This window comes from Pseudomonas sp. HT11, from assembly GCF_044875395.1.
Classification (GTDB): domain Bacteria; phylum Pseudomonadota; class Gammaproteobacteria; order Pseudomonadales; family Pseudomonadaceae; genus Aquipseudomonas.
The window spans coordinates 3787838-3807029 of the sequence record NZ_CP173217.1 but is presented as its reverse complement, the minus strand read 5'-3'; the positions used below and the strand labels follow the sequence as shown (position 1 = coordinate 3807029).

Below are 19192 nucleotides of genomic sequence, written 5' to 3'. Positions count from 1 at the left end.
TTGGGCGTTGTAAAGTCCGCCATGGGAAGGCTAACGTGGCGGCCTGAATATTTCAGGATGTTTCAGATTTATGTCCAGCCTGGCCCAACGCACTGCCGATACCACGTCCCGACGCGCCGCGCTGACCCTCGCGTTATGCCTGCCCAGCGACGTGTTGCTGTACTTGCTGTTGCCGATGGAGTCCCAGGCCTTTGGCATCACGCTGGCGCAGGCCGGGGTGTTGTTGGCAGCCAACCGCCTGGTGCGGATTTTTGGCTATCGGCATGTGCTCAATTTCTATGCGCGCAACGGTGACCGGCTGACGTGCATGATTGCTGCCGGCGCGGCGACGGTGTGCGCCCTGGGCAACTCGCTGCTGTCAGGGTTCGCTGCGCTGCTGGGCCTGCGGCTGATCTGGGGCCTGTGTTTTGCCGCGTTGAACCTGTCGACCCAAGTGTTGGCAACGTCCGAGCCCGCTGGCGCAGCCCGCCGCGCGGGGCGTTCACGCGCGATGATCGCCCTCGGGCCGATGCTGGCGCTGCCGCTGGGTGGCTGGTTGACCTTATGGGCCGGCCCACGTCCGATCTTTGTGATGCTTGCCGGCTGCTGCCTGGCGGGCTTGTGGGTGGCGCGTGGCTTGCCCACCGCCGGGCATGATTTGCACAGCACCGGGCGGCGCTTCAAGTGGCCCGACAGTGTGGCGACCTGGTCGTTTATCGAGGGCGTGGCGCTGGACGGGCTGTTTATTTTTGGCCTGTCGATCCAGGCACAAAAGATTCTCGGCGGCGATGCGGTGCTGATCGCCGGCGGCTTGATGGCCTTGCGGTATGCCTCGGAAATGCTCCTGAGCCCCCTGGGCGGCCGGGCGGCGCAGCGCTTTGGCGCCACGTCGATGCTGTTGCTGTTTTCATTCTTGAGTGCTCTGGCCCTGACGGCGTTCGGCAGTTATTGGGTGATCGTCGGCGCGGCGGCGGTATTGGTGCTGCGCGCGCTGCAACTGCCGCTGGTGACCACCCTGGTGGCCGAGCGCAACCCGGGCTCGATGCGCGTCTCGGCACTGGCCTCGAATGCGGTGTGGCGCGATGTCGGCGCGGGCCTCGGGCCGTTGCTGGCGGGCCTGTTGCTGCCGGTGGCGTCAGCGCCGTGGGTGTTCGGCCTGGCGGGCGCGGCCATCGCGGTGAGCGCGGTATTTTGCTGGCGCACCCAGGTTTCCAACTGACGCGGTGAGGGTGTGTGTGTCCCTCCAAGAAGCTTTCGTGCGGGGGCTGGATGAACAGCGCATCGGCGTGCTGGCTTAGAGGCTTTTAAGGCTGTCCAGCCATGCGGGGTCCAGGCGGGTTTGCTCGGTGTCGATGCCCAGTGCCTGCATCTTCGCCTGGTGGGCGTCGATCTCGCCGAGCAATTGCGCCTGGGCACTGGAGTTGGCGTCCAGCGCATGCATCTGCGTAAGCCCCAAGTGGTAAAAACGCAGCAGCTTGATCGCCGTCGGGTCGTTGGCTTGCACGCCTTCGGTGACCTTGTGCATCACGTTGGTGACGCTCATCAAACTGCGCTTGAGCTGCCAGCCATACACCGCCGGCGCGAGCCAGGGCTGGGTCCAGAACGGCCCGCGCACCAACGCGACGGTGATCAGCACCCCGGCAAACACACCGCCGACATTGAAGCGAAAGTTGTCACCGCCAGGTTCACCGAACAGCATGACCGCCAGGCTCGACAGCAGCATTGCCAGGGCCACGAACAGCACGGCAATGATCAGGGTGCTGCGGCGGGTCTGCTGGCGGAAGGTGGCGGGGTCGCAGGGTTTGAGCTCGAACATCCGGGTCTGGTCTCAAGAGGGGCGGGGTGGCATCTTCGCATGCTTTGCGCAATCAAGTTGAACGATGGCTTGCCGCGGTTTCTCTACATCTGTGTAGCCCCCGTGAGGTAAACCATCATGCCCGAATACAAACAGCCGCCGCCCGGCACCCCTGACCCTGATCGCACACCCGGTGAAGAGGAGCGCGACAACGATGCGTTACGCCCCAACGACCCGGCGCAGCGCCAGGACGACGATGTGGAACAGGTCGAGCAAGACCTCGAACACCTTCACGACAAAGCCCGCCCGCTTTAAAACCAGGAGATCGCCGTGAGTAATCCCCCGAAAGGCCCGCGTTCAGACGAGCATGGCAGTGGCAAGGACGAGCTGGGTTTTGACCCGGATTCCCCGGATGTAGCCGACCCGCAAGTCGACCCCATCGGCCCTGCGATCGCGCCGTTGGACAAGGAAAAACAGCCGAAAAAAAGCCGCCCTATGATCCGCTGGGCGACTTGAAAACTAACTAAAGAAACACAAAAAGCCCCGCCATTGCGGGGCTTTTGCTTATTTGGGCGGCACCCAGGTGACGTCGGTAATACCGAACTTTTCCGCCCAGGGCCGGGTGGTTTTTTTCACCTGTTCGTGACCCACACGCCCAATGCGGCTGACATGGGCGATGTCGGCATCCACCGCTGCCCAATGCCACGCCTCGGCGTTGTTCATCACCTCCGCGCGCACCACAAAGGACTTCGGTTGGCCGTGCAGCTGGTAATTAATGGTGTAGATTTTTGCGGTACTCATGTTGCCTCCCTGTCTTGTTATAGATGGATCGGTGAGTGTTCAAAAAGGTTCAGTCAAAATGACAAGTCGCACACTGGCCCTGCATAGTGAGCGCTTCGCCCCGCGCTCAAGGATCGCGCCATGCCCCGCTTGACTCATCGCCAGCTTTATCTGCAACGCCTGGGCTACGACACGCCGCCGCCGCCGACCCTGCAAACCCTGCAGCAATTGCAGCTGCGCCATGTGTGCACGTTCGCCTTTGAAAGCCTGTCGACGTTGCTGCGCTGCCCGGTGCCGATCGACTTGCCGAGCATCGAGCAAAAGGTTCTGCTCGATGGGCGTGGCGGGTATTGCTTCGAGTTGAACCACTTGTTTCTCGCGCTCTTGCAGGATTTGGGTTTCGAGGCGCGCGGTCTCACCGGCTGGGTAGTGATGGGCGGGCCGGTAGATGCGCGCACCGGGCGCACCCATCGCCTGAGCCTGGTCACCCTGGAAGGCGTGCGCTATGTCTCCGACGTCGGCTTCGGCGGCATGGTGCCGAGCAGCCCCTTGCAGCTGGACACCGAGGCGACCCAGGCCACTGCCCACGAACCCTATCGGCTGACGTGCAATGGCGCCGATTACACCCTGTGGGCCAAGGTGGGCGAGGAGTGGCGTGGCTTGTATGTGTTTGACCTGCAGGTGCAGGCGGATAGGGACTATGAAATCGGCAACTGGTACGTGTCGACGCACCCGGATTCGGTGTTTGTCGGCCAATTGAAAGCTGCGCTGCTCGCGCCGGGTAAACGCTACACATTGAATAACGCCCACTACGCGGTCCACTGCCTGGATCAGCCCAGTGAAAAGCGCGCAATCGAGAGTGTCGATGAGCTGCTGGCAGTGCTGCATGGCACCTTGGGTATTCGCCTGCCGGTGCATCCTCTTCTTCGCGAGAGCCTTAATGGCCTAGTGATGGCGGCTTCCAAAGAAGCTTGAGATAGAGCCTGCGCTGAACCGTTTTTTCTCCAAATCGACGCAAATTAATTCGAACCTTTCGCGAAAGCCGAGGTTCGAAGCGATTCCTGAATAATTTGCTCACCAGACAAGGAGATGTAAAACGATGTCCAAGCTATTCGGAAAATTCCTCAAGGGCTCCTCGCTGTTGGCGCTGGTCGCTGCGCCTGCCGTGGTGTTCGCCGCTGCACCGACGGGCCCGATTTCGGTTTTCGGTCTGCAGGGCAGCTACAACGACTTCAAACTCGAAGGCGGCAGTGACAGCGACAAGGACCACATGCCTGAAGCGGGCCTGTTCTACAACTTCGGCAACAAGCTCACCGCTGAATCCGGCTTTATCTACCAGGCCGGGATCGAAGCCAAGTACGGCGAAAAGAGCGACAACAAACTCAAGGAAGGCCAGGCTGACCTGGACCTCGGCTGGCGTGCCGCGCTCGACGCGCGCAACTTTGTCGACGTGATTGTGGGTGGCGGCTACAGCTGGACCCGCTACGAGCCGGACACCAATGACTACGACGTCAAGCTCACCAACAAGTCGCCGTTCGCCAAAGCTGCCCTGGGTTACAACCACCAGTTCGATGACATGACTCTGCGCGTCGAAGCCGGTGCCCGTCGTACCATCGACGGCCGTGCCAAGCTCAAGGTCGATGGCGTGGGCAGCGACACCGTGGACCTCAAGGACCGCACCAACCCTTACGCTGAAGTCAGCCTGCTGATGAACCAGAAAGGCGACCTGCCAGTGATGGCGGGCCTGTACTACACCCGTACCGAATACAAGCTTGACGACGACTCCTATGTCGCCGACAACACCAAGCTCAAGCGTGACGAGTACGGTTTCAAGGTCGGTATCGCGTTCTAAGCGAACCGCTGGATGCGGGGTGGCCAACGCCCCGCATTCGACTGCCCCACCAAGCCCCCTTTGTGTCCGCCAAAACCCTCAGCGCCGTGGCGTTGCTGCCTTAGTGTGCAAGCAGCTTCCACAGCCTAAAAAGAGAGGGTGGCCATGCGCTGCGTTGCTTTATTGCTGGCCGTCCTCGGCCTGCTCACCGCCTGTAACGACACGCCCAAACATCCCCCCCGAACGCGCCACTGCGGCCCACGCAGAGTGAGTATGTGCTGTTGCAGTTTGGGGACTTGCTGGCGGTGCGCGGCGCAAAGATAGTTGAGACTTGGCCAGTTCATGGCTGACTCAGGTGGCAGGCTTGCGCTGAGTACGGGTGCGTTGCTGCCCTGAGACAGGCACTCAAGCGCTCCCGACTGACGGCTATTGTCAGAGATTTCCTACAAGAGTACAAATGTACTCCATGACGACCCTGACCCCCCGCCGCACTGCCATCCTGACCTTCATCCGCGACCGTATCGCGCAGCAAGGCCAGCCCCCCAGCCTCGCCGAGATCGCCGAGGCGTTCGGTTTTGCCTCCCGCAGCGTTGCGCGCAAGCACGTGGTGGCCCTCACGGAAGCCGGTTACATCGAGGTCAACCCTAACCAGGCCCGGGGCATCCGCCTGCTCAACCAGCCGGCACGCCCCGAATGGCTGGATGTGCCCGTGCTCGGTCGCGTCGCCGCCGGTTTGCCGATTGGCGCCGACGCCGAAGTGCACAACCGTCTGCAACTGGACCCCGCCACCTTTGCGAAAACCCCGGATTACCTGTTGCGGGTGCAGGGCGATTCGATGATCGAAGACGGCATTCTCGACGGCGACCTGGTCGGCGTACGTCGCAGCGCCGAAGCCTTGAACGGCCAGATTGTGGTGGCGCGTCTGGACGGCGAGGTCACCATCAAACGCTTCGAGCGCCATGGCGAGCATGTGCGCCTGCTGCCGCGTAACCCCGCTTATCAACCCATCGAGGTAGGCCCCGATCAGGACCTGGCCATCGAAGGGGTGTTCTGCGGCCTGGTGAGGCAAGGCTGATGGGCGCCGTCGTTGCTCTGGACTCGCTGTTCAATGGCGGCCGAGTCTGGAAGGGCCGGCCGGTTGCGCCGCCGGCCAGCGTGCACCCCACCGGGCTGGCGGCGCTGGACGCGGTGCTGCCCAGCGGCGGCTGGCCGGAGGCGGCCCTGAGCGAAATCCTGATGGCCAAGGAAGGGGTCGGCGAGTTGCAATTGGTGCTGCCGACCCTGGCGCGCTTATCAACGGCAGGGGAGCGCATCGTGCTGGTCGCGCCGCCTTACACGCCGTACCCGCACGCCTGGCAGAACGCCGGGGTGGATTTGCGCCAGCTTTCGGTGATCCAGGCCGAGGAGCGCGATACCTTGTGGGCCGTCGAACAATGCCTGCGTTCCGGCAGTTGCGGCGCCGTGCTGTGCTGGCCGCGCAAGGCCGATGACCGCGCCTTGCGCCGTTTGCAGGTGGCGGCCGAAACCGGGCAGACCCTGGCGTTTGCCTGGCGCTCTTTACACGAGGCAATCAATGCCTCGCCCGCCGCCTTGCGCCTGGCCGTTGAGGCAAAACCTGCGCAAGTGCGGGTGCTCAAGTGCCGGGGCGGGCTGGCCCATCCGGCGCCGATTGCGCTGGCGGGGCACTGAGGTTGCCATGCGCTGGGTGTGTATTGTCTTCCCGCAATTGGCGCTGGACGGGGTGCAGCGTGTGCATCCCGAGCCCGATCAACCGCTGGTGCTGCTGGCCGGCACACCGCAGCGCCGCGTGTTGCAAACCGTCAATGCCGCCGCCCGCGCGCTGGGCCTGCGCCCCGGGCAATCGCTGACGGCTGCGCATGCGCTGGCCAAGACCTTCGCCAGCGCCGAATACGACCCCGCAGAAATCGAGCGCTGGCAGCAGTTTCTGGCGGCCTGGGCCTATCGGTTTAGTTCTCAGGTCAGTGTGTATTACCCGCGCGCCTTGCTGTTCGAGATCGAATCGAGCCTGGGCCTGTTCGGGCCGTGGCCGCAGTTCGAGGCGCGGTTGCGCAACGAGCTGACCGCGTTGGGGTTTCGCCACCGTATCGTCGCCGCGCCCAATCCGGCGGCGGCGCGGGTGCTGGCCAATATCTACGATGGCCTGGCCGTGGCCGATGATCACGCGCTGCACCAAGCCCTGGCGCCACTGCCTGTCGACCGTTCAGGCCTCGACCCGCAAGCCGCCACCGCCTTGTCACGCATGGGCCTGCGCACGCTGGCCCAGGTGCAGGCTTTGCCCCGCCACACGCTGGCGCGGCGCTTTGATGCCGGCTTGCTCAAGCACCTGGATGCGCTGAGCGGGCAGCGGCCGCTGCCACTGGCGTTCTATCAGCCACCGGAGCAGTTCGATGCACGCATCGAGCTGAATTTCGATGTGCAATCCCACCAGGCCTTACTGTTTCCGTTGCGCCGCCTGACCGGTGACCTGTCGGCCTTCCTCTGCGGTCGCGACAGCGGCGTGCAGCGTTTCGACCTGCACCTGGAACACGCCCAGGCGCCTGACAGCGTGATCAAGGTCGGCCTGCTCAGCGCCGAGCGCGAACCGGCGATGCTGTTCGAACTGGCCCGTGGCCGTCTGGAGCAGGTGCAAGTCACCTCGCCGGTACGCGGCTTTCGCCTGGTGGCCCAGGACCTGCCGGTGTTCGTGCCGCAGCGCCAGGACTTGTTCGACGACCGCCCGCAACAGACGTTGCCCTGGGAGCAACTGCGCGAACGCCTGCGCGCACGCCTGGGCGATGAGGCTGTGCAAGGCCTGCGCTTTCATGCCGACCACCGCCCCGAATGCGCCTGGCAAGCCGCCGCCGATAGCCGCGCGTGCCCCACCTTGAACAAGGTGCAGCGCCCGGGCTGGTTGCTGCACGAGCCGACCTTGCTGGCCGAGCAGGGCGTACAGATTCTGATGGGCCCGGAACGCATCGAATCCGGTTGGTGGGATGGCGCCGATATTCGCCGCGACTATTACCTGATCCAGACCCGCGCCGGGCAGCAAGGCTGGGCCTATCGCACCGTCGGGCAAAGCGATGGGTTGTGGCTGCAAGGCTGGTTTGCATGAGCTACGCCGAGCTGCATTGCCTGTCCAATTTCAGTTTCCAGCGCGGCGCGTCGAGTGCGCTGGAGTTGTTCGAGCGCGCCAAGCGCCAGGGCTACAGCGCCTTGGCGATCACCGACGAATGCACCTTGTCGGGCATCGTGCGCGCCTGGCAGGCGGCGAAGGCGGTGGACATGCCGCTGATTATCGGCAGCGAGGTGCGCATCGAGAACGGCCCCAAACTGGTGTTGCTGGTAGAAGACCTCAGTGGCTACCAGCACTTGTGCCGGCTGATCACCCTGGCCCGACGCCGTGCCGAAAAAGGTCGTTATCGCCTGCTGCAGGAAGACTTCGACCAGCCTCTGCCTGGCCTGCTGGCGCTGTGGGTTGCCGAAGACAGCGACACCCAGGCCTCGATCCAGTGGCTGCGGCGTACCTTCGCCGATCGCCTGTGGCTGGCGGTGCACCTGCATTGCGGCCAGAACGATGCGCGCCACCTGGAGCAGCGCCTGGCTCTGGCCGCCAGCCTGCACATCAAGGCGGTGGCCTGCGGCGATGTGCACATGCATGCGCGCGGACGCCGCGCCCTGCAAGACACCATGACCGCCATCCGCCATCACGTCACGGTGGCCGACGCCGGCACACGCCTGCACCCCAATGGCGAGCGGCATCTGCGCAGCCTCGACGCCCTCGGCGCGCTGTACCCGCAGGCCTTGCTCGATGAAACCCAGGCCATTGCACGGCGCTGCACGTTCGACCTCAGCCAATTGCGTTACCACTACCCGCGCGAGCTGGTGCCCGCCGGCCAGAACGCGAAATCCTGGTTGCGCCAGCTCACCGAAGAAGGCATTGCCCAGCGCTGGCCTGAGGGTGTCGACGCCAAGACCTTGCAGCAGATCAACCATGAGTTGGCGCTGATCAGCGAGCTGGGTTACGAAAGTTATTTCCTCACCGTGCACGACATTGTGCGCTTTGCCCGCAGCCGTTCGATCCTGTGCCAGGGCCGGGGCTCGGCGGCCAACTCGGCGGTGTGTTTTGCCTTGGGCATCACCGAGATCAACCCGAGTCTGATGAGCATGCTGTTCGAGCGCTTCCTGTCTAAGGAGCGCAACGAGCCGCCGGATATCGACGTCGACTTTGAACACGAACGCCGCGAAGAAGTGCTGCAATACGTGTTCCAGCGCTACGGCCGCACCCGGGCGGCCTTGACGGCGGTGGTCAGCAGCTACCACGCGGCCGGCGCAGTGCGCGATGTGGCCAAGGCCCTCGGCTTACCGCCGGACCAGATCAACGCCCTGGCCGAATGCTGTGGGCGCTGGAGTGACGATGCGCCGCCCCTGGAGCGCCTGCGCGAAGGCGGCTTCGACCCGCAAAGCCCGCTCCTGCGCCGCGTGCTCACGCTGACGCAGCAGTTGATCGGCTTCCCCCGGCACTTGTCCCAGCACCCGGGCGGTTTCGTGATTTCCGAATACCCGCTGGACACGCTGGTGCCGGTGGAAAACGCCGCCATGGCCGAGCGCACCATCATCCAGTGGGACAAGGACGACCTCGACGCCGTCGGCCTGCTCAAGGTGGATATTCTGGCCCTGGGCATGCTCAGCGCGATCCGCCGCTGCTTCGATTTACTGCGCCGGCATCGCAACCTGGACCTGGCGCTGGCGACGATTCCCAAGGAAGACGCCGCCACCTACGCGATGATCAGCAAGGCCGACACCATTGGCGTGTTCCAGATCGAGTCGCGCGCGCAGATGTCGATGCTGCCCAGGCTCAAGCCGCAAAAATTCTATGACCTGGTGATCGAGGTCGCCATCGTGCGGCCGGGGCCGATCCAGGGCGGGATGGTGCACCCGTATTTGCGCAGGCGTAATAACGAAGAGCCGACGACGTATCCCTCACCGCAACTCGAGGCGGTGCTGGAACGCACCTTGGGCGTGCCGCTGTTTCAGGAACAGGTCATGCAGATCGCCATGGTCGCCGCCGACTATGGCCCCGGCGAGGCCGACCAGTTGCGCCGTTCCATGGCCGCCTGGAAACGCCACGGCGGGCTGGAACCGCATCAGGAGCGCCTGCGCACCGGCATGCTCAAGAACGGTTACAGCGAGGCATTTGCCGCGCAAATCTTCGAGCAGATCAAAGGCTTTGGCAGCTATGGTTTTCCCGAGTCCCACGCGGCCAGCTTTGCCTTGCTGACCTACGCCAGTTGCTGGCTCAAATGCCATGAGCCGGCGGCCTTTGCCTGTGCACTGATCAACAGCTGGCCCATGGGCTTCTACAGCCCGGACCAGATCCTGCAGGACGCGCGGCGGCATCGCTTGCAGATCCGCCCGGTGGATGTGCTGGCCAGTGACTGGGATTGCAGCCTGGAACCCATCGACGGCCAGCAACCGGCGATCCGCATGGGTTTGCGCATGATCTCGGGGTTTCGCGAGGAGGACGCGCGGCGCATCGAAGCGGCCCGCCAGCGCGGTACGTTCAGCGACATTGCCGACCTGGACGAACGCGCCGGGCTGGATGCTCGCGCCCAGGCGTTGCTGGCGGACTCGGGCGCCTTGCGCGCGTTGGCCGGCAACCGGCACACGGCGCGCTGGGAAGTGGCCGGGGTGCATAAACAGCTGGGGCTGTTCGCTGGCCTGCCCAGCCCCGACGAAGCGGCGGTGGCGCTGCCGGCACCAACGGTTGGCGAAGACCTGCAGGCCGACTACGCCACGGTCGGCACCACCCTTGGCCCGCATCCCTTGGCGTTGCTGCGTGATGAGCTGCGTAAACGCCGCTGTCGCAGTTCCCTCGAGCTGATGGCGGTGGCGCATGGGCGCAACGTCAGCGTCGCGGGGCTGGTCACTGGCCGGCAACGCCCGGGCACCGCCAGCGGGGTCACCTTCGTTACCCTGGAAGATGAGTTCGGCAACCTCAATGTGGTGGTCTGGCGTGACTTGGCCGAGCGTCAGCGTCAGGCGTTGGTCGGTTCGCGCCTCTTGAAAGTCGACGGGCGCTGGGAGGCGGTAGGCGAGGTGCGGCACTTGATTGCCGGGCGCCTGACCGATCTGACGCCGCTGCTGGATGGGATTAACGTGCGCAGCCGGGATTTTCACTGAAGGGAGTTGCCCAGGCCTTCTCGGATAAGCTATATGCAATGAAACGAATTATTGCAGGCAGGCTCCAAGTTTTTATCAGCGTAACTGCATCACTCATCCATCCTTCTCTTCGCCACGAGCCCATAGATGCAATTTTTATCCAACACCCATGGCTGCGAAGGCTGGGGCGGTGAAATGGCCCAGCGGATCCGCGCCTTCGACTGGTCGACCACCGACCTGGGCCCGATCCACGCCTGGCCGAAGAGTCTGGTCAGCGCCGTGCAGATGCTATTGGCATCCCCCATGCCGATGGTGATGCTGTGGGGGCGGCTTGGGTACATGATCTACAACGACAGCTACTCGATATTTGCCGGCGGCCGGCATCCGTTTCTGTTGGGCACGCCCGTGGAGCTGGGCTGGCCGGAAGTGGCCGAGTTCAACCGGCATGTCGTGGACACCTGTTTGGCGGGCGGCACGTTATCGTTCAACAACAAGGCACTGGTGCTGCTGCGCAATGGCAAGCCGGAAGATGTCTGGATGGATCTTTACTACAGCCCCGTCGCCGGCGATGACCAACAACCGGCCGGTGTGCTCGCGATTGTGGTAGAGACCACCGGCCACGTGAACTCCGAGCGCTTGCGCCAGGAATTGACGCATAACCTGGAGCAACGCGTGGCGGCCGAAGTGCAGGCGCGCTCCTCGGCCGAAGCGCAATTGCGTCAGTCGCAAAAACTTGAAGCTATCGGCGGCCTGACCGGTGGCGTGGCCCACGACTTCAATAACCTGCTGCAAGTGATCGCCGGCAACCTGCACCTGCTGGCCCGGCACGAACCCGAGAATGCCCAGGTACAGCGCCGTGTCACGGCCGCCATCGCAGCGGTGGAGCGCGGCGCCAAACTGTCGTCGCAACTGCTGGCCTTTGCTCGACGCCAGCCGTTGTCGCCGGCTGTTTACAACCCCCAGCGCATTTATGCAGGTTTGGGTGAATTACTGCAGCGCGCGTTGGGCGAAACCATCCATATCGATGTGCAATTGCCCCAGGATTCCTGGTGCATCAACGTCGACCGCAACCAGTTGGAAAACGCCTTGCTCAACCTGGCGATCAATGCCCGCGATGCCATGCAAGGCGAGGGCGTGATCCGCATCACCGGCGATAACATCATCCTCAACCCCGACGACTGTGCGGGCAAGAGCGTCCTGCCTGGCGAATATGTGCGCCTGGCCGTCACGGATATCGGCGTGGGCATGTCGTCGGCGGTCCTGGCGCGGGTGTTCGAACCGTTCTTTACCACCAAGCGTGAAGGTCATGGCACCGGCCTTGGCCTGAGCATGGTGTTTGGTTTTGTGCGGCAAAGCGGCGGCCATGTCGAGGTGTGGAGCGAGGAGGGCAAGGGCACGGTGGTGCAGATGTACTTTCCGCGCAGCCTCGGCGCCGAGGACCCGGACAGCCACCCCGTTGAGGCTGTGCCGCACGCGGGCGGCCAGGAAACCATTCTGGTGGTCGAGGACAACGTCGATGTACGGGTGACGGTGGTGGAATTGCTCGAGCAGTCAGGCTACACCGTGCTCACCGCCGAAGACGGCGACCGCGCGATGCAAGCGCTGCAGGGCGGCGTGCAGCCGGACCTGATTTTTACCGACGTGGTCATGCCCGGCCGGGTCAAAAGTACTGACTTGGCCGACTGGGCCCGCGCCCAGGTACCGCCGGTGGCGGTGCTGTTCACCTCCGGGCACACCCGCGACATTCTCTCCAGCAATCATCTGCTGAGCCCCGACATTCATCTGCTGAGCAAGCCCTACAGCCCCGAATCCCTGACACAACGGGTGCGCAGCGTGCTCACTGTTCGATAAGGTCTTTCATGACTTCACAGCGCAACATCCCTCCTGTCACCGGCCAGCACCTTGGCTTTGTGCGAGTGCGCGGCGCTCGCGAACATAACCTGCGAAACGTCGATGTCGACATTCCGCGGGACGCCCTGGTGGTGTTCACCGGCGTCTCGGGCTCCGGCAAATCATCCCTGGCGTTTTCCACGGTGTACGCCGAGGCCCAGCGTCGCTATTTCGAATCGGTAGCGCCTTACGCACGGCGCCTGATCGATCAGGTGGGCGTGCCGGATGTGGATTCCATCGAAGGCCTGCCGCCGGCCGTGGCCCTGCAGCAGCAGCGCGGCACGCCGAGTGCGCGTTCTTCGGTGGGCAGCGTCACGACCTTGTCGAGCCTGATCCGCATGTTGTACTCGCGTGCCGGCAGTTATCCGCCGGGCCAGGCCATGCTGTACGCCGAGGACTTTTCGCCTAACCTGCCCCAGGGCGCGTGCCCGCAGTGCCATGGCCTGGGCCGGGTGTATGAGGTGACCGAGGCGCTGATGGTGCCCGATCCGTCGTTGACCATTCGCCAGCGTGCGGTGGCGTCGTGGCCGTTGGCGTGGCAAGGACAGAACCTGCGCGACATCCTTGTGACGCTCGGCTATGACGTGGACATTCCCTGGCGCGACCTGCCGAAAAAGCAGCGCGACTGGATCCTGTTCACCGAAGAAACCCCGACCGTGCCGGTGTACGCAGGCTTCACGCCCGAACAGACCCGCGCGGCCTTGAAGCGCAAGCTCGAACCCAGTTACCAGGGCACCTTCAGCGGCGCGCGGCGCTATATCCTGCACACCTTCACCCACACCCAAAGTGCGCTGATGAAAAAGCGCGTCTCGCAGTTCATGCAGGGCAGCGCCTGCCCCCTGTGCGAGGGCAAACGCCTGACCCGCGCGGCGCTGTCGGTGAAATTTGCCGGGGTGGATATCGGTGAGCTGTCGCAACTGTCGCTGTCGCAGTTGGCCGAGTTGCTGCGGCCGGTGGCGGCGGGGCAGGACAAGATGAAGCTGTCGGTGGAAAAACGCCTGGCCGCCCAGCGCATCGCCGAGGATTTGCTTGAACGCGTGAGCACCCTGATCGAGCTGGGCCTGGGCTACCTGTCCCTGGAGCGCAGTACGCCGACGTTGTCATCCGGCGAGCTGCAGCGCCTGCGCCTGGCCACGCAATTGGGCTCGCAATTGTTCGGCGTGATCTATGTGCTGGATGAACCATCGGCGGGTCTGCACCCGGCGGATGGCGAAGCGTTGTTCACTGCGCTGGAGCGTTTGAAAGCCGCAGGCAATTCGCTGTTTGTGGTTGAGCATGACCTGGAAACCATGCGTCGCGCCGACTGGCTGATCGACGTGGGGCCGGCTGCCGGCGAGCACGGCGGGCAAGTGCTGTACAGCGGCCCGCCAGCGGGCCTGGCGGATATCGAGGCGTCGCAGACGCGCGAATATCTGTTTGCCGAGCGGCGCCCACCGAGCCAGGCGCGCCGTGAGCCCACCGGTTGGTTGAAGCTCGAAGGCGTGACGCGCAACAACCTCAATGACCTGAGCGTGGACTTCCCACTGGGATGCTTCACGGCGGTGACGGGTATTTCGGGCTCGGGCAAATCCAGCCTGGTCAGCCAGGCGCTGCTGGAACTGGTGGGCGCGGGGTTGGGCCGTGTGGTGGAAGCCGACGAAGAGCCCAGCCTGGAAGACGACACCCCGCAAACCAGCGGCGGGCGTATCACTGCGGGTCTGGAGTCGATCCGGCGCCTGGTGCAGGTGGACCAGAAACCCATCGGCCGTACGCCGCGCTCCAACCTTGCGACCTACACCGGGCTGTTCGACAACGTGCGCAAACTGTTCGCCGCCACGCCGGCGGCGAAGAAGCGCCACTATGACGCCGGGCAGTTCTCCTTCAACGTCGCCAAGGGCCGCTGCCCCAATTGCGAGGGTGAGGGGTTTGTGAGTGTCGAGTTGCTGTTCATGCCGAGCGTGTACGCGCCGTGCCCGACTTGTCACGGTGCGCGCTACAACCCTGAGACCCTGGCGATCAAATGGCAGGGGTTGAGCATTGCCCAGGTGCTGGGGCTGACGGTGGAGCAGGCGGTGGCGGTGTTTGCCGAGCAGCCCGGTGTGCTGCGCTCGTTGCAGGTGTTGCGCGATATTGGCCTGGGGTATTTGCGGTTGGGCCAGCCGGCCACCGAGCTGTCCGGCGGTGAGGCGCAGCGCATCAAGCTGGCGACCGAGCTGCAACGCAATGCGCGCGGCGCCACGTTGTATGTCCTGGACGAGCCTACCACCGGGTTACACCCACGCGATGTGGACCGCTTGCTCAGCCAGCTGAATCATCTGGTCGAGGCGGGGCATACGGTGGTGGTTGTGGAGCACGAGATGCGCGTCGTGGCGCAGAGTGACTGGGTAATCGATATCGGGCCGGGGGCCGGCACGCAGGGCGGGAAGGTGGTGGCCAGTGGCACGCCGCAGAAGGTGGCCAAAAGCAAGGTCAGCCGTACTGCGCCGTTTCTGGTGCGAGAACTGACTTAACTGCCAATCAGGTCAAAATGCGCAAGCGGGCCAGCCGCTTGCGCATTTTTTATCAGGCGTTAGCCATTTGCTCCTTGGCCAGCTTCACCACGTTCTCTGTGGTAAACCCAAACTTTTCCTGCAGCTTGGCCAAGGGTGCCGAGGCGCCAAAGGTGCTCATCACCACTTTGGCGCCGGTCTGCCCGACGTAACGGTCCCACCCCAGCGGGCCGGCTTGTTCCACGACGACCCGGGCTTTCACCGCCGGCGGCAACACGCTGTCGCGGTATGCCTGGTCCTGTTCTTCGAACAGTTCCCAGCTGGGCATCGACACCACCTGCGCGGCAATACCTTCGCTTTTCAACTGCTCATAAGCCGCAACCGCCAGGCTGACTTCACTGCCTGTCGCCAACAGCAGGACTTTGGGGTTATCCGCGCCCGCCAGGACATAAGCGCCCTTGGCCGCACCGGACGCCGCCGCGTATTTCGTACGGTCCAGGGTGGGCAGCGCCTGACGCGACAACACCACACAACTTGGCCGATGGGTCTGCGCCAGTGCGACCTTCCACAGCTCCAGGGTTTCGTTGGCGTCGCCGGGGCGCAGAGTCAGCAACCCCGGCGTTGCGCGCAGTTGCGTCAGGTGCTCGATGGGCTGGTGCGTCGGGCCATCTTCGCCGACGCCAATCGAGTCGTGGGTAAACACAAACACCACCGGCAACTCCATGATCGCCGCCAGGCGGATCGGCGGTTTCATGTAGTCGCTGAACACCAGGAAAGTCGAGGTGTACGGTCGCAGGTACGACAGCGCCATGCCGTTGGCAATCGCGCCCATGGCGTGCTCGCGGATGCCGAAGTGCAGGTTGCGCCCGCTGTAATCATCGGCACTGAACCGCCCGGCGCCATCAAAGGTCAGGTTGGTCTTGGTCGATGGCGACAAGTCTGCGGAGCCGCCGAGCAGCCACGGAACCTGTTGAGCAAAGGCATTCAATACCTCGCCACCGGCTGCACGGCTGGCGACGCCTTTGGCGTCGGTGTCGAAGCTGGGCAGCTCATCCTGCCAATGCTCGGGCATTTCGCCTGCGCGCATGCGGCGCAGTTCATCGGCCAGTTCCGGTTCGTACTTTTCCAGCTGCGACACGTGGCGGGTCCATTCTTCATACTGCGGCTGGCTGCGTTCAAGCAGCGCATCGCGCAGCACGGTGCGGACCTCGTCGGGCACCAGGAAGCTGGAATCCTCGGGCCAGCCGTAGGCAGCCTTGGTCAGACGGATCTCATCAGCACCCAGCGGTTCGCCATGGGCGGCGGCGGTGTTGTGTTTGTGTGGCGAGCCGTAGCCGATCACGCTGTCGACCACGATCAGGGTCGGTGCGCCGGTGTTGGCCTTGAAGGTTTCCAGGGCGCTGCTCAAGGCCTGCAAATCATTGGCATCGGTGACGTGCAGGGTGTGCCAGCCGTAGGCCTGGAAGCGCTTGATCACATCTTCACTGAATGCCAGTTCGGTATGGCCCTCGATGCTGATGGTGTTGTTGTCGTAGATCCAGCACAGGTTGTCCAGCTTCAGGTGCCCGGCAATCGAGGCCGCTTCGCTGCTGATGCCTTCCATCATGTCGCCGTCGCCGCACAGGTTGTAGACGCTGTAATCGAACAGTACGCTGCCGTCGCGGTTGAAACGCTGGCCCAGCCAACGCTCGGCCATGGCCATGCCGACACTGTTGGCGCACCCCTGGCCAAGGGGGCCGGTGGTGGTTTCAACGCCGGTGGTCATCCGGTATTCAGGATGGCCCGGGGTCTTGGAACTCATCTGCCGGAACTGCTTGATATCGTCCAGGCTGATTGCCGGCTGGCCGGAGCGCTTGCCGTGAGCATCAATCTCCACCACACCGGCCAGGTGCAGCAGCGAATACAGCAGCATTGACGCGTGCCCCACTGACAACACAAAACGGTCGCGGTTAGGCCAGTCGGGATGCTGCGGGTGATAACGCAGGAAGCGGCTCCACAACGTGTAGCCCACTGGCGCCAGGCCCATCGGCGTGCCGGGGTGGCCGGAGTTGGCCTTCTGCACGGCGTCCATGGCCAGGGTGCGAATCGTGTTGATGCATTGGGTGTCGACAGCAGTGGCAGCGTGTTTCATGAAACCGTTCTCCCTCGGGTGGCGATCTACAGTGGAGGGCAGGGCGTGGCAAAGGTTTGATCGCATCGCCCGCATTACGACGAACGGGGAAGTAATGACCCCGGACATGACAAGACCCCTCGCAATGGGCTAGCTTCAAACGCGTAGGCCATTGATCAACTTGCGGAGGTACTCCATGCCAGTGAAACACGACCTGTATCAGGATCTGGGTTTGACCAAGGAAGTCGTTCACGAACGCAGGAGGGGCGATGACCGTTTGAACACGCTGCTCGAGCAATACGACGCCGCCGACAAGGAGGTGCTGGCGTTCGAGTCTTCAGGCGGGGCTGACGAAGAACTGGAGAAATTGAAGAAGAAGCGCCTGCTGGTCAAAGACAAGATTGTGCAGCAGTTGGCGTAGTTGCAGTCCGCGCTCCTACAGGGCGCGAACATATTTGTTCAGAATTGTCTGAGGGACAGGGCGCTTTTCACTGTCTATCATGCGCACCGCCCACCCGGCTCTGGGGACTGTTGCGGCGCAAGGATTGCGCTGGTGAGCCGGGTGGGCACTCTCATTTCATGCCTGCAGCGCCTGGATGCATTCATCCATCGAGCGCTGTTGCGTCTCGCTGTACAGCTTCAGCTCATCAATCGTTCGGCAGCCCAGTGCTTTCTCGAATTCGGCCTGGTTCGAATTCGCCGCATAGTGACTCTGCGCCGCATCGCCAAGATTGGACTGAAAGATCCCCGCCGCACTCACCGGTAGAAAATCCTCATACACCAGCGGTTCCACGTCCACATGGCCGGCAGCAATGCGCGCCTGGAGTGTGGCCGGTTGATTGGCTTGGCCGCGCGCCGCCAGGCCTTGCTCAGTGACGAAATAGCGAAAGTACGCCAGCCCTTGCTCGCGCATCTGGGTGTGGTTGTCGGGGAAGGCCTCGAAGTGCTGCTCCATCAATTGCACATACCGCGCGGCGTTGGCCTCATTCGGGAAGGCGCCCAATTCGTCGCGCGCAGCGTTCAGCAACTGGTCGTACAGGGCGCGGCCTTTGGGGGTCAACGCGACGCCGCGTTGTTCGATTTCGCCGAAGCGCGCGCTGTGGCTGCCCTTCGCGTCGGTAAAGGCGATCGGCTCGTCCAGCGCCTTGAAGCTGGTCTGGCGGAGCAGGATCGGGCAGTGGCGACGCGGTGGCCCTTCGATCACGGCCTTGGGGGTGATGCCTTTGCCGGGCATGGCGGCCTGCACCTGGTCGATGTCCAGGGTGCGCGGGGTCAGGTGGTTGATGTGCGGGCCCTTGAACGCAACCACGTCGGCGATCAGGCGATGCTGGTCGCTCAGTTGCTGGTATTGCGCGCCGGTGACCGTGGCGGTGTGGTGCCAGCGAAAGGTTTCCAGGGCTTGGCGGATAAATGCATCGGCGTCTTGGGCGTTGAGGCCGCCGTCGCGCTCCGCTTGTTCGATCAACGCCATGGCGCCCGGGGTGAAAATGTTGCGTTTGGCCAGGGCGTTTTCGGCAAAGGCGCGCAGCTCAGGGTTTTCAATCAGTTCCAAACGCAGCAGTGAAGTAAAGACACGGAACGGGCTGGCCTGCAGTGAGCGTTCATGCACGGCGCGAAACGCAGTGGAATGCACCGGCACGCCCGCGGGCGTCAGGTCGTAGTAGCCCACCGGCTGCATGCCCATCACGGCAAACAGACGGCGGATGGTTGCCAGTTCCATGGCTGTGCCCAGGCGAATGGCGCCGTGGCGTTCCATGTCCAGACGCTCGATTTCACCCGTGCGCTGCAACTGCCGGGAAAGCCCCGAATCACCGGCCAACACCCGGCTATTGGTCTCGGCCACCAGGGCCATCAGCGCCCCGTACAGCGGAACTTCATCTCGGTACATGTCGGACATGGCTTTGGAAAAGCCTCTGCGGATGTCGTCGGGGCTGACATGTGCGGTAGTGGGCATAGAAAAATTCCTGATGGCTAGGGGCGTGAACTTGGCCTATCGCTGGATTTTGTTGAGCTTGAGCCAGTGTTGCAAACGAAGAATCCTCTGGACTTCATTCTGCAAATGAATGAGATGACGTGAATATGACAAAAACCCCTGGCGGCGAAATTTCATTTTCACAGGCACTTTTCTAACAAATTCTTCACGAGGAGCGCTGCGGTGCTCATGAAACAATCGTCACGTT

Annotated in this window: 15 protein-coding genes and 2 pseudogenes; 13 read left to right on the top strand and 4 right to left on the bottom strand. The window is 63.4% G+C overall.

Features of this window, described 5'->3' with window-relative positions:
• The first annotated feature begins 70 nt into the window (after positions 1-70).
• On the top strand, positions 71-1198 hold the full coding sequence (locus ABWL43_RS17450; RefSeq protein WP_106579913.1) for an MFS transporter: 1128 nt from the start codon (positions 71-73) through the stop codon (positions 1196-1198).
• 75 nt (positions 1199-1273) lie between these two features.
• Here ABWL43_RS17450 and ABWL43_RS17445 read toward each other — a convergent pair whose 3' ends face one another.
• Entirely contained in the window at positions 1274-1795 is a 522-nt protein-coding gene (locus tag ABWL43_RS17445; RefSeq protein ID WP_404483289.1) for a DUF3087 domain-containing protein, read from the bottom strand.
• A 117-nt stretch (positions 1796-1912) separates the two neighbouring features.
• Between ABWL43_RS17445 and ABWL43_RS17440 the strand changes: the two genes are divergently transcribed.
• Positions 1913-2089 (top strand): hypothetical protein, encoded by a 177-nt coding sequence (locus ABWL43_RS17440; protein WP_178119767.1) that lies wholly within the window; start codon positions 1913-1915, stop codon positions 2087-2089.
• A 15-nt stretch (positions 2090-2104) separates the two neighbouring features.
• Positions 2105-2301: pseudogene (locus ABWL43_RS17435) on the top strand (DUF6021 family protein).
• A gap of 37 nt (positions 2302-2338) precedes the next feature.
• Here the strand turns inward: ABWL43_RS17435 and ABWL43_RS17430 are convergent.
• Positions 2339-2575: a DUF6555 family protein gene (locus tag ABWL43_RS17430; RefSeq protein WP_106579910.1), complete on the bottom strand. Its 237-nt coding sequence runs from the start codon at positions 2573-2575 to the stop codon at positions 2339-2341.
• 120 nt (positions 2576-2695) lie between these two features.
• On the opposite strand from ABWL43_RS17430, the gene ABWL43_RS17425 reads away from it, so the two are divergent.
• From ABWL43_RS17425 to uvrA, 9 genes and pseudogenes are all read left to right on the top strand, one after another.
• Entirely contained in the window at positions 2696-3529 is an 834-nt protein-coding gene (locus ABWL43_RS17425) for an arylamine N-acetyltransferase (protein WP_404483286.1), read from the top strand.
• Positions 3530-3653: 124 nt separating this feature from the next.
• A complete protein-coding gene (locus ABWL43_RS17420) occupies positions 3654-4406 on the top strand; it encodes an outer membrane beta-barrel protein (protein ID WP_145166135.1) in 753 nt (250 codons plus the stop codon).
• A 230-nt stretch (positions 4407-4636) separates the two neighbouring features.
• A pseudogene (locus tag ABWL43_RS17415) lies at positions 4637-4735 on the top strand (hypothetical protein); the annotation flags it as partial.
• 107 nt (positions 4736-4842) lie between these two features.
• The gene (lexA, locus tag ABWL43_RS17410) at positions 4843-5460 is read left to right on the top strand and encodes a transcriptional repressor LexA (protein WP_106579904.1); all 618 of its coding nucleotides are present in this window, start codon (positions 4843-4845) and stop codon (positions 5458-5460) included.
• Positions 5460-6074 (top strand): translesion DNA synthesis-associated protein ImuA, encoded by a 615-nt coding sequence (gene imuA, locus ABWL43_RS17405; protein WP_106579903.1) that lies wholly within the window; start codon positions 5460-5462, stop codon positions 6072-6074. The genes lexA and imuA overlap by 1 nt, the downstream gene beginning before the upstream one ends.
• A gap of 7 nt (positions 6075-6081) precedes the next feature.
• Positions 6082-7497: a DNA polymerase Y family protein gene (locus tag ABWL43_RS17400; RefSeq protein ID WP_262207387.1), complete on the top strand. Its 1416-nt coding sequence runs from the start codon at positions 6082-6084 to the stop codon at positions 7495-7497.
• Positions 7473-10565: an error-prone DNA polymerase gene (locus ABWL43_RS17395; RefSeq protein ID WP_404483283.1), complete on the top strand. Its 3093-nt coding sequence runs from the start codon at positions 7473-7475 to the stop codon at positions 10563-10565. The genes ABWL43_RS17400 and ABWL43_RS17395 overlap by 25 nt, the downstream gene beginning before the upstream one ends.
• Positions 10566-10691: 126 nt before the next feature.
• Positions 10692-12395 carry an ATP-binding protein gene (locus tag ABWL43_RS17390; protein WP_262207385.1) on the top strand — a complete coding sequence of 568 codons (1704 nt, stop codon included), beginning with the start codon at positions 10692-10694 and terminating at the stop codon, positions 12393-12395.
• Between the two features lie 8 nt (positions 12396-12403).
• Positions 12404-14923, top strand: coding sequence for an excinuclease ABC subunit UvrA (gene uvrA / locus ABWL43_RS17385; RefSeq protein WP_404483281.1), 2520 nt, complete (start codon positions 12404-12406; stop codon positions 14921-14923).
• A gap of 52 nt (positions 14924-14975) precedes the next feature.
• On the opposite strand, the gene tkt is transcribed toward uvrA, so the two are convergent.
• Positions 14976-17033 (bottom strand): transketolase, encoded by a 2058-nt coding sequence (gene tkt, locus ABWL43_RS17380; RefSeq protein ID WP_404483279.1) that lies wholly within the window; start codon positions 17031-17033, stop codon positions 14976-14978.
• A 175-nt stretch (positions 17034-17208) separates the two neighbouring features.
• On the opposite strand from tkt, the gene ABWL43_RS17375 reads away from it, so the two are divergent.
• Complete coding sequence (locus ABWL43_RS17375; protein WP_145166142.1) at positions 17209-17433, top strand: DUF465 domain-containing protein; 225 nt, start codon at positions 17209-17211, stop codon at positions 17431-17433.
• A 156-nt stretch (positions 17434-17589) separates the two neighbouring features.
• Here the strand turns inward: ABWL43_RS17375 and ABWL43_RS17370 are convergent, their stop codons facing one another.
• Complete coding sequence (locus tag ABWL43_RS17370; RefSeq protein WP_242199458.1) at positions 17590-18966, bottom strand: VOC family protein; 1377 nt, start codon at positions 18964-18966, stop codon at positions 17590-17592.
• Positions 18967-19192 lie beyond the last annotated feature (226 nt).